Genomic DNA, 14,549 nt, shown 5'->3' on the forward strand with positions numbered 1-14,549 from the left:
CGCGTCAGCCGATTCCGGGGATGAGGGAGAGGAGTACGTCGATGATCTTGATGCCGATGAACGGGGCGACGAGTCCGCCGAGACCGTAGACGGCGAGGTTGCGCCGGAGCATCCGGTCGGCGCTCATCGGCCGGTACCGCACGCCCTTCAGCGCCAGTGGCACCAGCGCGACGATGATCAGCGCATTGAAGATCACCGCGGCGAGGATCGCGGATTCGGGGGAGGTCAGGCCCATGATGTTGAGCTTGTCCAGCGACGGGTACGCCACCGCGAACATGGCCGGGATGATCGCGAAGTACTTCGCGACGTCGTTGGCGATGGAGAACGTCGTCAGCGCGCCCCGCGTGATGAGGAGTTGCTTGCCGATCTCGACGATCTCGATGAGCTTGGTCGGGTTGGAGTCGAGGTCGACCATGTTGCCGGCCTCCTTGGCGGCGGAGGTGCCGGTGTTCATCGCCACGCCCACGTCCGCCTGCGCGAGCGCCGGGGCGTCGTTCGTGCCGTCGCCCGTCATCGCCACCAGCTTGCCGCCGGCCTGCTCCCGCTTGATCAGCGCCATCTTGTCCTCGGGCGTGGCCTCGGCGAGGAAGTCGTCCACGCCCGCCTCGTCCGCGATGGCCTTGGCGGTCAGCGGGTTGTCGCCCGTGATCATCACGGTCTTGATGCCCATGCGGCGCAGTTCGTCGAAGCGCTCGCGCATGCCCTCCTTGACGACGTCCTTGAGGTGGATCACGCCGAGGACCCGGGCCCCCTGAGCGTCTTCCAGAGCCACCAGCAGCGGCGTGCCACCAGCCTGGGAAATGGCGTCGGTGAGTTTCTGGGCATCCTTCGCGACCTCTCCCCCGCGCTCCTTGACCCAGGCGATGACCGAACCGGTCGCGCCCTTGCGGACCTTGCGGCCGTCCACGTCCACGCCGGACATGCGGGTCTGTGCCGTGAACGCCACCCACTCGGCGCCGGTCAGCTCGCCCTGGTGGCGCTCGCGCAGCCCGTATTCCTCCTTCGCGAGTACGACGATGGAGCGGCCCTCGGGTGTCTCGTCGGCCAGCGAGGAGAGCTGGGCGGCGTCGGCGACCTCCGCCGCCGTCGTCCCGGCGACGGGGACGAACTCCGCGGCCTGGCGGTTGCCCAGCGTGATCGTGCCGGTCTTGTCGAGGAGCAGCGTCGACACGTCGCCCGCGGCCTCTACCGCCCTGCCCGACATGGCGAGGACGTTGCGCTGCACCAGGCGGTCCATGCCCGCGATGCCGATCGCGGAGAGCAGCGCGCCGATGGTGGTCGGGATGAGGCAGACGAGCAGTGCCGTCAGGACGATGAGGGAGGTCTGGTCGTCGGCCCCGGCGTAGATCGCGAAGGGCTTCAGGGTCACCACCGCGAGCAGGAAGACGATGGTGAGGGATGCCAGGAGGATGTTCAGGGCTATCTCGTTGGGCGTCTTCTGGCGGGCCGCGCCCTCTACGAGGTTGATCATGCGGTCGATGAACGTCTCGCCGGGCTTCGTCGTGATCTTGATGACGATGCGGTCGGAGAGGACCTTCGTACCGCCCGTGACGGCGGAGCGGTCGCCGCCGGACTCGCGGATGACGGGGGCGGACTCGCCGGTGATGGCGGACTCGTCGACGGAGGCCACGCCCTCGACGACGTCACCGTCGCCGGGGATGATGTCGCCCGCCTCGCAGACCACGAGGTCGCCGACGCGCAGCTCGGTGCCGGGGACGTTCTCCTCGGCGTCGCCGGTCAAGCGGCGCGCGACGGTGTCGGTCTTGGCCTTGCGCAGCGTGTCCGCCTGCGCCTTGCCGCGGCCCTCGGCGACGGCCTCCGCGAGGTTGGCGAAGAGCGTGGTCAGCCAGAGCCAGACGGTGATCGCCCAGCCGAACCAGTCCCCCGGGTCCAGAGCCGCGAGGACCGTGGTGACCACCGAGCCGATCAGGACCACGAACATGACCGGTGACTTGACCATGACGCGCGGGTGCAGCTTGCGCACGGCGTCGGGCAGGGACTTCAGCAGCTGGGCCGGGTCGAAGAGGCCCGCGCCGACCTTGCCCTCGTCGCCGGGCCGGTGTCCGCCGGGCCCGTGTTCGACGGGCCGGTGTCCGACAGGCACGTCCGGGTGCGGGGCGAGGGTGGGGGCCGGTTCGTCGGTCCCGTACTTCTTCGTGTGTGTGCTCATGACGCCAGCCCCTCGGCAAGCGGTCCCAGCGCGAGCGCGGGGAAGTAGGTCAGACCGGTGATGATCATGATCGTGCCGACCAGCAACCCGGTGAAGAGTGGTTTCTCGGTGCGCAACGTGCCCGCGGTCTTGGGGACCGGTGTCTGCTCGGCCAGCGAACCGGCGAGCGCGAGGACGAACACCATGGGAAGGAAGCGGCCGAGCAGCATGGCGAGGCCGATCGTGGTGTTGAACCAGGTGGTGTCCGCGCTCAGGCCGCCGAAGGCCGAGCCGTTGTTGTTGGCGCCGGATGTGAAGGCGTAGAGGATCTCGGAGAAGCCGTGCGCCCCGGAGTTGAGCATCGAGTCCTTCGGCGTGGGCAGCGCCATCGACACGGCGGTGAAGCCGAGGACGAGCGCCGGGGTGACGAGGATGTAGCAGGCCGCCAGCTTGATCTCGCGGGTGCCGATCTTCTTGCCCAGGTACTCCGGTGTGCGGCCGACCATCAGGCCCGCGATGAACACCGCGATGATCGCCATGATGAGCATGCCGTAGAGGCCGGAGCCGGTGCCGCCGGGGGCGATCTCGCCGAGCTGCATGCCGAGCAGCTCGATGCCGCCGCCGAAGCCGGTGTAGGAGGAGTGGAAGGAGTTCACGGCGCCGGTGGAGGTGAGCGTGGTGGCCACCGCGAAGATCGAGGAGCCGCCGATCCCGAAGCGGGTCTCCTTGCCCTCCATCGCCCCGCCGGCCAGGTCGAACGCCGGGCCGCCGTGGTGGAACTCGGTCCACATCATCAGCGCGGTGAAGCCGAGCCAGATCGTCGCCATCGTGGCGAGGATCGCGTAGCCCTGCCTGAGGGAGCCGGTCATCCTGCCGAAGGTGCGGGTCAGCGCGAAGGGGATGACGAGGATCAGGAAGATCTCGAAGAGGTTCGAGAAGGGGCTCGGATTCTCGAACGGGTGGGCGGAGTTGGCGTTGAAGTAGCCGCCGCCGTTCGTGCCCAGCTCCTTGATGACCTCCTGGGAGGCGACCGCACCGCCGTTCCACTGCCGGCTGCCGCCGAGGAACTGCCCGACCTCGTGGATCCCGGAGAAGTTCTGGAGCACGCCGCAGGCGACCAGGACGAGCGCGCCGAGCACGGCGATCGGCAGCAGGATGCGGACGACGCCGCGTACCAGGTCGGCCCAGAAGTTTCCTATGAAACCAGTGCGGAATGGGGTCTCCCCTGCTCGAGCGGAGCCGAGAGCTTGGGGAAGGGCGAAGCCGCGTACGAGTGCCACCGCCACGGCGATCCCCACCGCCGCCGAGACGAAGTTCTGTACGGCGAGCCCGGCGGTCTGCACGACGTGGCCCATGGCCTGTTCGCCGGAGTACGACTGCCAGTTGGTGTTCGCCACGAACGAGGCCGCCGTGTTGAACGCCTGGTCCGGGTCGATGGAGGTGAAGCCGAGCGAGCCGGGCAGCGAGCCCTGGAGCCGCTGGAGCAGATAGAGGAAGAGGACGCCGGCCGCGGAGAAGGCGAGGACGCCGCGCAGGTACGCGGTCCAGCGCATCTCGGCGTCGGGGTCGGCGCCGATGGCCTGGTAGATCCACTTTTCGGCACGCAGGTGTTTCTTCGAACTGTAGACGCGGGCCATGTAGTCGCCGAGAGGGCGGTACGCCAGGGCGAGGGCCGCGATCAGGGCGAGCAGTTGGAGCACGCCGGCAAGGACGGGGCTCATATCCGTACTCAGAACCTCTCCGGAAAGACGAGGGCGAGGACGAGATAGCCCAGGAGGGCGACGGCCACGATCAGGCCGACGACGTTCTCGGCGGTCACAGCTTCGTCACCCCCTTGGCGACAAGTGCCACCAACGCGAAGACCGCGATCGTGGTGGCGACGAAGGCCAGGTCGGCCATCGTGGGCTCCTGAAGGAAGTGGATGGATGAACTACTTGGTCTGACGGTTAGAGGAAACCCCTGCTCAGACCGTTTTCAGTCGCCGTTGACGCCGTCCATACGGTGTCAAGAGACGTCTTGACGGGTCTCTTACGACTCGGCCGGTCGCCTGGACTCGGCCGGTCTCCTAGGAGAGCCGGAAGCGCAGGCGGCAGATCGCGGCGTCGGTGTCCCTGCGCACCGCGTGGGCCACCACCGCGCCGCGCTGGTTCTGGAGGACGCGCTGCCAGGCGCGGGCGGGCTCGACCTCGGGGATCAGGACGGTGACGCGCGTGCCGGGCTCGGTGGCCTCGATGCCGCGTACGTACGCCGCGACGGGACGGCCGAGGCTGCGTCGGGCGCAGGGCAGGCGGATCAGGTGGACGCCCGGGTTCCACAGCGCCCAGTCCCGCTCCAGGGCCTCGGCCTGCGCGCGGTCCTCCGGGTCGGTGTGGCAGACGGTCACCGCGCGCACCTCGTCGCCCAGCGACACGGCGGCGGTCAGTGCCTCGCTGGTGAGCCGGGACAGGGAGGAGACGGGCACGACGACCAGGGAGCGGGCGCGGCGCGGGCAGTCCGGGACGCGGCCGAGGCCCAGGCGTTCGCCGATCCCGGTATAGGCGCGGTGGACCGTCTCGAAGGCGGCGACGAGCAGCGGCAGGGCGACGACGATCAGCCAGGCGCCGTCGTGGAACTTGGTGGCGGTGACGACGACCGCGCTCACCCCCGTGAGGAGCGCGCCGAGGCCGTTGAGTGCCGCCTTGCCGCGCCACCGGGGGCCCCGCTCGTGGCGCCAGTGCACGACCATGCCGGTCTGCGCGAGGGTGAAGCCGACGAAGACGCCGATCGCGAAGAGCGGGACGAGGGTGTTGGTGTCGCCGCCGGACAGCACGAGCAGGGCGGCGGAGACCCCGGCGAGGGTGAGGACTCCGTGCCGGTGGACCTGGCGGTCGGCCTTCAGGGCGAAGACGTGCGGCAGGAAGTTGTCGCGGGCCAGCAGTTTCAGGAGGACCGGGAGGCCGCCGAAGGAGGTGTTCGCGGAGAGGGCGAGCAGTGTCATCGTCGCGAACTGGACTACGTAGAAGGCCCAGTTGTGGCCGAGGGAGGCGTCCGCGAGCTGGGCGAGGACGGTGACGCCCTCGACCGGCTGGAGGTGGAAGCGGGAGATCAGCACCGCGAGGCCGGTCAGCATCACGCCGAGCACGGCGCCGAGGGCGATCTCGGCGTGCTGGGCACGCTTGGCGCGCGGGGCGCGGAAGGACGGCACGGCGTTGGCGATGGCCTCGACGCCGGTGAGCGCGGAGCAGCCGGAGGCGAAGGCCTTCAGCAGGAGCAGGGCGCCGACGGTGGTGGCGTTGTCCGCGAGGGCCGAGGCGTGGCCCTGGGCGGCCTCGGTGCTGACCGGGGCGGAGCGGAAGAGGCCGACGGCGACGAGGGTGAGCATCGCGAGGACGAAGACCGCGGTCGGCGCGATGAAGGCCTTCGCGGAGTCGGCGATGCCGCGCAGGTTGACGGCGGTCATCAGGGCGAGGACGGCGAGGCAGATCCAGAGCCGGTCGCCGTACAGGCCGGGGAAGGCGGAGGTGAGGGCGGCGACGCCCGCGGTGACGGCGACCGCGACGTTCAGGACGTAGTCGAGGACCAGGGAGGCGGCGGCCACCAGGGACGCCCGGCGGCCGAGGTGGGCCCTGGCCACGGCGTAGGAGCCGCCGCCGTCGGGGAAGGCGGCGATGACCTGGCGGTAGGAGGCGACGAGGACCGCGAGCAGGGCGGCGATGGCGAGGGTCACCGGCAGGGTGAAGCCGAGACCGTGGCCGCCTGCGGTGGCCAGGACGAGGACGATCGCCTCGGGGCCGTACGCGACGGAGGCCATCGCGTCCAGGGACAGCGCGGCGAGGCCGGTGAGCGCCGTGAGCCGGTGGCGTTCGCCGGTGTCGGGCGGCTCCTCGTCGGGGGCGGCGGTCTCCGGCTCGGCCGTCAGGGCGGACATGCGCGTACTCCTTCGTGATCCCGGCGAGCGGAGGTGCTCGGCGCGGGCGGGTGCGCTCAGGTTCTGTCCGGTTCCTGTCGGCCGTGCCGTTCCCTAGCGCGTTCTTCGCGCTGAAGTGCCTGGTCTTCGCGGGATCTTGACGGCAGGGTGTGCTCAGGCCAGGAGGGTGTTCTCAGCACAGCAGGGTCTTCTCAGGCCAGCGCGTGTCCCGTCGTCGCGTCCACGTGGTCCGGGACCTCCTCGTGGCGGTCGCCGACGGTCGGCGTGCCGGTGGGCTCGAAGAGCAGGATGCGGGCGCCGTTCGGGGCGGAGGGCTTGTGCTCGGTGCCGCGCGGGACCGTGAAGACCGAGCCCCGCGGGAGGGTGACCCTGCGCTCGCCCGCGGGTTCGCGCAGGTCGATGTGGAGTTCGCCGCCGAGCACGAGGAAGAACTCGTCGGTGTCGTCGTGGACGTGCCAGAGGTGTTCGCCCTCGACCTTGGTCACGCGTACGTCGTAGTCGTTGACGGTGGTGACGATGCGGGGGCTCCACAGGGCGTCGAACGAGGCGAGCGCCTGGTCGAGGTCGATGGGCCGGTCCGGGGTGAGCGCCGGTGCGGCGGGGAAAGGCTGGTCGGCGGTGTGCGCTTCGGTGGTCATATGGTGATCCTCGGCCGTGACGGGCGGCCCCCGCGAGTGCTAGAAATCGCACATGGCGCAAGAATCCTCGCATCACCACCGCGTTGTCGTCATCGTCGACGAGAACTCCAACCCCTTCGAACTGGGCTGCGCGACCGAGGTGTTCGGGCTGCGCAGGCCCGAACTGGGCCGCGAGCTGTACGACTTCGCGCTCTGCTCCCCCACTCCGGCCACCGTGATGCGGGACGGGTTCTTCACGCTCACCGGGGTCGCGGGGCTCGACGCGGCCGACACCGCGGACACCCTGATCGTGCCCAACCGGCCGGACACCGAGGTGCCACGGCGGCCCGCCGTCCTGGGCGCGATCCGGCGGGCGCACGCGCGCGGCGCCCGGCTGGTGGGTTTCTGTAGCGGGGCGTTCACGCTCGCCGAGGCCGGGGTGCTGGACGGCCGCAGGGCCACCGCGCACTGGCAGTGGGCCGACTCCTTCCGGGAGCGCTTCCCGGCGGTGCGGCTCGAACCGGACGTGCTCTTCGTCGACGACGGCGACATCCTCACCGCCGCGGGCAGCTCGGCCGCGCTGGATCTGGGCCTGCACCTCGTGCGCCGCGACCACGGGGCGGAGGTCGCCAACTCCGTGAGCAGGCGGCTGGTGTTCGCCGCGCACCGGGACGGCGGGCAGCGGCAGTTCGTGGAGCGCCCGGTACCCGACGTGCCGGACCTCTCGCTGGCTCCCCTCCTCGCGTGGGCGCAGGAGCGCCTCGGCGAACCAGCCGCGCCGGGACCGGGCTGGGCGGGCCCCCTCACCGTGGCCGGGCTCGCGGCCCACGCCGGCGTCAGCCCCGCGACACTGCACCGCCGCTTCCGCGCGGAACTGGGCACCACCCCGCTGGCCTGGCTGACCGGTGAGCGGGTGGCCCTGGCCTGCCGCCTCATCGAGCGCGGCGAGGAACGCCTCGATGTCGTCGCGCGGCGCAGCGGCCTCGGCACCGCCGCCAATCTGCGGGCCAGGCTGCGCCGGGAGACGGGGCTCAGCCCGTCCGACTACCGGCGCAGGTTCGGCCCCGGCGGGCCTTTGGCGGCTGGCCGGATCCCGGCTGCCGCCGCGGCCCGCACCCCGTGAAGACTGGCCTCTCGCACGCACCGGGCGCCGGCGCCCCCGCGCGCCCTCGCCACCGAGCAGAGGCGGAACGCCATGCCGAACGGAGCGCAGATCCTGATCGACGGCCTCGTGGACGGGGGCGTCCGCGTGTGCTTCGCCAACCCCGGCACCTCCGAGATGCACTTCGTCGCCGCACTCGACGAGGCTCCGCGGCTGCGGCCCGTGCTCTGCCTCTTCGAAGGCGTGGCCACGGGCGCCGCCGACGGGTACGGGCGGATGACCGGGCGCCCCGCGTGCACGCTGCTGCACCTGGGGCCGGGCCTCGCGGGCGGCCTGCCCAATCTGCACAACGCACGGCGGGCGGCGACGCCCCTCGTCAACGTCGTCGGCGACCACGCCCTGCGCCACAAACGGCTGGACGCCCCCCTGGAGTCCGACATCGGGGCGCTCGCGGGCACGGTCTCGGCCTGGACGCGGCGTACGTATCACGCCGCCGAACTCGCCGGTGACGTCGCGCAGGCCGTGGCCGCGGCGACCGGGCCGCCCGGGTCGATCGCGACGCTGGTCGTACCGGCCGACGTGTCCTGGTCGGAGGCGGCCGCGCCGCCCGCCGCCGTGCCCGCCGCCGCGCGGCGCGGCCTCGTGTCGGTGGACGCGGTGACGGGCGCGGCCGATGCCCTGCGCTCCGGTGAGGGCGTCGCCCTGCTGCTCGGCGGGGAGGCCGCGCGCGGCGCCGGTCTGGTGGCCGCGGGCCGGGTGGCGGCGGCCACGGGCGCGAAGCTGCTGTGCGAGACGTTCCCGGCCCGCCTGGAGCGCGGCGCGGGCCGGCCGACCGTCGAGCGCCTCGCCTACTTCGCGTCCGGCGCGCAGCGTCAACTGGCGGGCGTACGGCACCTGGTGCTCGCCGGGGCGGCCTCACCGGTCAGCTTCTTCGCCTATCCCGGCCAGGGTGGCGCGCTGGTGCCCGAGGGGTGCGCGGTGCATACACTCACGGTGGGCGCGGAGGACGTGACGTCGGCTCTCGAGGGGCTCGCCGAGGTGGTGGGGCCCGGCCCCTCCCCCGTACGGGAAGAGGTGGTGCGGCCCGCGCTGCCGTCCGGTGAGCTGACCGCTGAGTCGGCGGCCGCCGTGATCGGGGCGCTGCTCCCGGAGGGTGCCGTCGTCGTCGACGAGGCCAACACCTCGGGCATCTGGCTGCCCGGCGCGACGGCCACGGCACCGCCGCACGACTGGCTGACGCTGACCGGCGGTTCGATGGGGCAGGGCCTGCCGCTGTCGGTGGGCGCGGCGGTGGCCTGCCCCGGCCGGCCCGTGCTGGCGCTGGTCGGGGACGGCGCCGCGATGTACACGCCGCAGGCGCTGTGGACGCAGGCCAGGGAGGGCCTCGACGTCACGACGGTCGTCTTCGACAACCGCTCGTACGCGATCCTGCATCTGGAGCTGGGGGCGGCGCTGGGCCCGGAGCAGGGTGCGGCGGGCGGGGCCAGGGCCCGGCGCCTCCTCGACCTCTCCCACCCCGCCCTGGACTTCGTGTCGCTGGCGCGCGGGATGGGCGTCCCCGCCGAACGGGCCACCACGGCGGAGGAGTTCGCGGCGTCCCTGAAGAGGGGGTTCGCGGAGCCGGGGCCGTTCCTCGTCGACTGCGCGGTGCCGGCGCCGGCGTGATCCCTCGGCCGAGGGGCAGTCTCAGGTCGCCGTCGAGGAAGCCGTTGCGGACCCATGTCGCGGCTCACCCGGCGTGGCCGCCCCCGCCGCCCACCGGCTGCACGTGCCGCCACGGCGCGAACGCGCTCACCCCGCGCGGCAGCAGGCCCGCAAGGTCCGGGCAGTGCCGCAGCAGGACGGATTTCATGCCGCCCTTCTGGACCCAGTCGATGCCCAGCGGGGTGTAGATCTCGGGGCGGAAGTCGACGGTGAGGAAGCGGTCGCTCTGGAGGCGCCGGGTGGCCATGAGGATGAAGACGCGGAAGGCCGTGTCGCTGAAGCCGAAGCCGTGCGGCGGGTTCTCGGCGAACAGGCCTACGACGGTGTCGATCTCGTCGACCGAGCGGTAGACGTCCCTGAGGCGGGCCACGGTCTCGGGGTCCTGCGAGAGGTCCTCGAAGCGGCGTATGCGCGGCTTGTGCAGGCCCTCGCGGAAGTCGTTGTAGCGGGGCACGCCGCGCCGCCGGGTGCGGACCAGGTCGACGACGGACAGGTCGATGATCTCGCCGTCGCGCTCGAACTGCTGGAGCGCGCGCGGGAAGTTGTGGAGCGTGATCGCGCCGGGGTGGGCGATGCCGAAGGAGTACAGCGTGTCGGCGAGGCCCGTCTTGCGGATGGCGCCCTCCGCCGCGGCGCCCTGGATGTCGCGGAAGCCGAGGGTCTCCAGGCGCCGCCCGAAGTGGTGCTCGCGCAGCTCGAAGTCGTCGGGGATCAGCGGGTGCATGCGGTAGACGGTGACGAAGTCCTCCGTCAGGGAGTACGGCGCCGCGTGGTGGTCCGGCAGGGTGTGGGGGATGCCCGTCAGCGAGTGGGATTCGAGGAGCCACAGGCCGAGCTTGTGGATCCAACTGCTGGGCGGGCCGTCCCAGTTGGTGTGCAGGCCGAGGTCGATGGCCTCGGTGGCGAGGACCGCCGGGGTCCACTCCACAGTATGGATCTTGGCGATGAGGGCGGAGACGACGAGGCGTGCCGTGTGGTAGACGCTCTCCTGGCTCATCGAGGGGTAGGCGCGGCGCAGCGCGCCGCAGACCGCGTTGTGCTCGCGGGCGAAGAGGGTGTGCATGGCGCTGAGCCCCATCCACCAGCTCTCGGCGAAGCCGGTGAGCGGCACGCCGTTCGGGCCGAGGGGCAGGTGTCCTTCCTCCAGGCGCAGTTCGGCACCGCCGTTCGGTACGCGCAGATACCTGGCGGTCTGTTCGTTCTCGCCGTACACCTCGGAGCCGTCCCACCAGTGGGAGGCGGTGTTGGCGAAGAGGATCGGCGGCTGGTCGCCGGGGAGTTCGGCGCCTTCGTTCTCGGCGAAGCGCATCACGTGCTCCGCGGGCCCGCCGGGGGTGTTCTGCCAGGTGCCACCGGGTGGCAGCGGCACCTCGACGGTCTTGCCGCCCGGCTTGTGGCGGCCGTGGTTGACCCAGTCGTGCACCTGGAACTGGATCCAGGCGGCGGCCAGGACGTTCAGCGAGGTGGCGGGCAGGAACGTGTCGCGGTACAGGAGTTGGCGGCTGACCGTGACGGGGTTCGGTACGTCGAAGAGGTCGGGCCGGTAGACCGGCTTGAGGTTGCGTCCGAAGGGGGCGCCCACGGCGCCCATGGCGGGACGGGAGAGGTCGTTGTACGAACCGTCGTAGGAACGGACCGTCCGCAGCCGTTCATCGGGCGGCGCCGGGACCGGCTCGGCCTTGGGCGGTGCCTCGTGGACGTCGGTGTCGATGAGGTTGCGGCGGCGCAGCGCCTTGCGCAGGAAGACGAGGTTGAGCAGGCTCGCCGCCGGCGGCAGCCGGTGCCAGGGCACGTAGCGGTTCACCAGCCGGAACGCGGCGCCGACGGGGGCACCGAACAGCTTGTTGCGCAGCGGTTCCTCGGTGACGAAGCGCAGCCCGTGGCGGTGGGCCGCGCTCGCCTCGTACGCGGCCTTGCGGGCGCGGTTGAGATTGCCGAGGGGGCGGAAGTCGTCGGTGGTGAACCACGGGTTGAAGCCGATCGTGTCCACGCGGCGCCCCGCGGCGCGCGCCTCCGCGGTGTCGAGGTCCTGGCTCGGGACGGTGAGCGTGGCGACGGGCAGCGCGGGCGCGACGGACTCCAGCCATTCGACGGAGCCGTCCTCGACGGGCGTGCGCCGCTCGTCGACGTACCGCTGTACGCACAGGTCGAAGGCGATGTCCTGGCGGGCGAGGCGGGTCTCCAGGTCGCGGCGTAGGTACTGGGGATCGCGGTGGCCGGTTCCGGGCCCCGCGGCCGGGCCGCGGGGGCGCAGCAGATAGCGGACGGGTCCCGCCTGGGCCCACAGGATGGCGCTGCGGCTCCAGTACGTCTCGGCCGCGAGGCTGCTGACCTCGCGGCGGGCGGCGGAGCGGATGTTGCGGCGCATCCGCGCGGCCGTGGAGGGTCCGACGGCGAGCGGGAGTTCGACGAAGAGCGCGACGGCCTTCCGTACGCGGGTGGTGGCGCCCGCCATGACCTTGGCGAAGGCCACGAACTCACGGGCGTCACGGGCGTGCGAGACGGGGTGGTTGGTGGCGAGCAGATCGTGGCTCTCCTCGGTGGACACCGCCACGCGCACGGCGATGCCGCGCAGGTCGGGTGCCCCGTCGGCCTGCCGGATGCCGCTCGCGTTGGAGAGCCGTACGGTCGCGGGGTAGGCGGCGCCGGGTTGCGCGAAGCCGCCGCGCAGGGCGTCGGGGAGGTCGTCGTGGAAGCAGAGCCTGGCGTTCTCGACGCCGAGGACGGCCTTGGCGTGCAGGGCGCGTTCCAGGTCGGCGCCCCGGCTCGCGCGGCGGTTCTTCTCCTGGACCCTCATCAGCCCACCGGCCAGGCGTTCGAAGATCAGGCGTTCCGCTTCGGGGCTGCCACCCATGTAACGCTCGTGGGTCTGCTGGTGCTGTCCGGTGTCGGCCATCGGGCGCCTCTTCCATCGCACGGCGTACGGACTGCGTACGGGACTGCGTGAGGGACAGGGAGCAGGCAGACGCTACTGGCGGCACCGGGCGGCCGCAGCGAGGGTTCCCGCCGATGTCCGCGGCCGCACAGGGGGGTCGAACAGGCGGCCGGGCCAGGGCGTTTGGGCCCGTCGGCGGCCTTGCGGCGACTCCGGGGGAGGGTCATGTCCGTACCGGACACACCCCGTGTGAATCTCCGCATCCCAGCAGTCCCATGCGCGCGGGTGCGCTGGTGGCCGGGTCCCGACGGGTGTGCGCACACGGGGTGTGAAGGCGGTGGACGTTTCAGTCGATGAACATTCCGTCGACGTACACCCACGCCCCGTCGAGCCGCTCGAAGCGGCTCCGCTCGTGCAGCGCGTCCGGGCGGCCCCCGTCGGTGTACCGGGCGCGGAAGGTCACCGTGCCGGTGGTGTGGAACGCGGTGCCCTCGGTGGTCTCCTCGATCTCCAGGCCCACCCAGCTCAGCGCCGGGTCGAACTCCACGCGGGGCGGCCTGGTCCGGGGGTGCCAGGTGCGCAGCAGGTAGGCCTCGTCCCGCACCGCGAACGCGCTGTAGCGGGAGCGCATCAGCTCCTCGGGGGTGCCGGCGGCGGCCTCGCCGCGGTGCAGTCGGCCGCAGCACTTCTCGTACGGCTCGACGTGGCCGCAGGGGCAGGTCGTGGGGCGTGTGGCGCGTCGGGACATGGGGCCCATTGTCGCCGACCCGGCGGACGCCCGGCGTCAGGGCGCCAGGATGTCCAGCTCTTCGAGGGCGCCGAGGGCGATCTCCCGGGTCAGCGCCTCGGCGCGGGCGGCGTCGCCCTCCCGGACGGCCTCCGCGACCTGGACGTGCAGCGAGACGGCCGGCGGGTCGGGGTCCTCGAACATCACCTGGTGGGCGGTGCGCCCGGTCAGGACCTCCGCGACGACGTCGCCGAGCCGGGCGAACATCTCGTTGCCGGAGGCGTTGAGGATGACCCGGTGGAAGGCGACGTCGTGCTTCAGATAGCCCTCCAGCTGGTGGCCGCGCGAGTGGGCGACCATGCCGAGGGCGCACTCGGTCAGCTCCGCGCACTGGGCGGCCGTGGCGTGCCGGGCGGCGAGGCCCGCGGCGACCGGTTCGATCGCGGAGCGCAGCACGGTGAGGGAGCGCAACTGGCGTGCCCGGTCGGCGCCGGCCAGACGCCACCGGATGACCTGCGGGTCGTAGACGTTCCACTCCTCGGTGGGCAGTACGGTCACGCCCACGCGGCGCCGGGAGGCGACGAGGTGCATGGACTCCAGGACCCGGACCGCCTCCCGCATCACGGAGCGGGAGACCTCGAAGCGCTGGGCCAGTTCGTCCGTGCGCAGGACGCTGCCGGGTGGGTACTCGCCCGCGGTGATGGCGGGCCCGAGGCTTTCCAGTACGCGGGAGTGGAGCCCTCGGGTCTGTGCGGTCATGACGGAAGCCTACGAGGAGAGCCCCGTGAACAATAAGTCAGACTTTTACATCACAGGCTCTTGAATTCGTCATACCTAATGGGTTTCAGTGGCGTGAACGAACCGAACGATGTCGATGATGTCGATGAAGACAGCGAGGCACGCGATGAGCACCCCCCACGTCGTCGTGATCATGGGCGTGGCAGGGACCGGCAAGACCACGATCGGCCCCCTGCTCGCGGACCGGCTCGGCGTCCCGTACGCCGAAGGCGACGACTTCCACCCGCCGGAGAACGTCCGGAAGATGTCCTCCGGCACTCCGCTCACCGATGACGACCGCCGGCCGTGGCTCGACGCCATCGGCGGCTGGGCGCACGGGCGCGCGGGGCGGGGCGGGGTGGTCAGCAGCTCGGCGCTGAAGCGGAGCTACCGGGACCGGCTGCGGGCCGCCGCCCCCGGCGTCGTCTTCGTCCACCTCACCGGCGATCGGAAGCTCATCGAGGAGCGGATGAGGCAGCGCAAGGGGCACTTCATGCCTACGGCGCTGCTCGATTCGCAGTTCGCCACGTTGCAGCCTCTCGGGAGCGATGAGGCGGGGGTCGCCGTCGATGTCGCCGGGTCTCCGGTGGAGATCGCCGCCAGGGCCGCGGAGGCCTTGAGCCACCTCGGCTGAGCGTTCGGCCGGATTCGTACCGGATTCATACCTGCGGGCCGCCCAGGGCCGGCCGCG

General features: G+C 71.9%; 11 protein-coding genes. 3 read left to right on the forward strand and 8 right to left on the reverse strand.

Annotated features, from left to right (window positions below):
- Positions 1 to 4 precede the first annotated feature (4 nt).
- The 5 genes from kdpB to IG54_RS0107590 form a co-directional block, all read right to left on the reverse strand.
- Positions 5 to 2,170 (reverse strand): potassium-transporting ATPase subunit KdpB, encoded by a 2,166-nt coding sequence (gene kdpB / locus IG54_RS0107565; protein WP_030778838.1) that lies wholly within the window; start codon positions 2,168 to 2,170, stop codon positions 5 to 7.
- Positions 2,167 to 3,870, reverse strand: a complete 1,704-nt coding sequence (gene kdpA, locus IG54_RS0107570; protein WP_030778840.1) for a potassium-transporting ATPase subunit KdpA — start codon at positions 3,868 to 3,870, stop codon at positions 2,167 to 2,169. Before kdpA ends, kdpB begins: the two co-directional genes overlap by 4 nt.
- 8 nt (positions 3,871 to 3,878) lie before the next feature.
- Entirely contained in the window at positions 3,879 to 3,968 is a 90-nt protein-coding gene (kdpF, locus tag IG54_RS39640; protein WP_037896654.1) for a K(+)-transporting ATPase subunit F, read from the reverse strand.
- Positions 3,969 to 4,214: 246 nt separating this feature from the next.
- Positions 4,215 to 6,056 (reverse strand): APC family permease, encoded by a 1,842-nt coding sequence (locus IG54_RS0107585; RefSeq protein WP_030778841.1) that lies wholly within the window; start codon positions 6,054 to 6,056, stop codon positions 4,215 to 4,217.
- A gap of 191 nt (positions 6,057 to 6,247) precedes the next feature.
- Positions 6,248 to 6,694, reverse strand: coding sequence for a cupin domain-containing protein (locus IG54_RS0107590; RefSeq protein WP_078593832.1), 447 nt, complete (start codon positions 6,692 to 6,694; stop codon positions 6,248 to 6,250).
- A 52-nt stretch (positions 6,695 to 6,746) separates the two neighbouring features.
- Here IG54_RS0107590 and IG54_RS0107595 point away from each other — a divergent pair, with 52 nt between their 5' ends.
- Entirely contained in the window at positions 6,747 to 7,796 is a 1,050-nt protein-coding gene (locus IG54_RS0107595; RefSeq protein ID WP_051819338.1) for a GlxA family transcriptional regulator, read from the forward strand.
- 72 nt (positions 7,797 to 7,868) lie between these two features.
- Positions 7,869 to 9,440, forward strand: a complete 1,572-nt coding sequence (locus IG54_RS0107600) for an acetolactate synthase large subunit (RefSeq protein WP_030778848.1) — start codon at positions 7,869 to 7,871, stop codon at positions 9,438 to 9,440.
- A 64-nt stretch (positions 9,441 to 9,504) separates the two neighbouring features.
- On the opposite strand, the gene IG54_RS0107605 is transcribed toward IG54_RS0107600, so the two are convergent.
- The 3 genes from IG54_RS0107605 to IG54_RS0107615 form a co-directional block, all read right to left on the reverse strand.
- Positions 9,505 to 12,375 carry a peroxidase family protein gene (locus tag IG54_RS0107605; protein WP_030778850.1) on the reverse strand — a complete coding sequence of 957 codons (2,871 nt, stop codon included), beginning with the start codon at positions 12,373 to 12,375 and terminating at the stop codon, positions 9,505 to 9,507.
- A gap of 325 nt (positions 12,376 to 12,700) precedes the next feature.
- The gene (locus IG54_RS0107610) at positions 12,701 to 13,111 is read right to left on the reverse strand and encodes a YchJ family protein (RefSeq protein WP_030778852.1); all 411 of its coding nucleotides are present in this window, start codon (positions 13,109 to 13,111) and stop codon (positions 12,701 to 12,703) included.
- A gap of 27 nt (positions 13,112 to 13,138) precedes the next feature.
- The gene (locus IG54_RS0107615) at positions 13,139 to 13,840 is read right to left on the reverse strand and encodes a FadR/GntR family transcriptional regulator (RefSeq protein ID WP_030778854.1); all 702 of its coding nucleotides are present in this window, start codon (positions 13,838 to 13,840) and stop codon (positions 13,139 to 13,141) included.
- Positions 13,841 to 13,985: 145 nt separating this feature from the next.
- Between IG54_RS0107615 and IG54_RS0107620 the strand changes: the two genes are divergently transcribed.
- On the forward strand, positions 13,986 to 14,492 hold the full coding sequence (locus IG54_RS0107620; protein ID WP_030778856.1) for a gluconokinase: 507 nt from the start codon (positions 13,986 to 13,988) through the stop codon (positions 14,490 to 14,492).
- Positions 14,493 to 14,549: the final 57 nt, after the last annotated feature.

The organism is Streptomyces sp. NRRL S-920, from assembly GCF_000717945.1.
Taxonomy (GTDB): Bacteria; Actinomycetota; Actinomycetes; order Streptomycetales; family Streptomycetaceae; genus Streptomyces; species Streptomyces alboniger.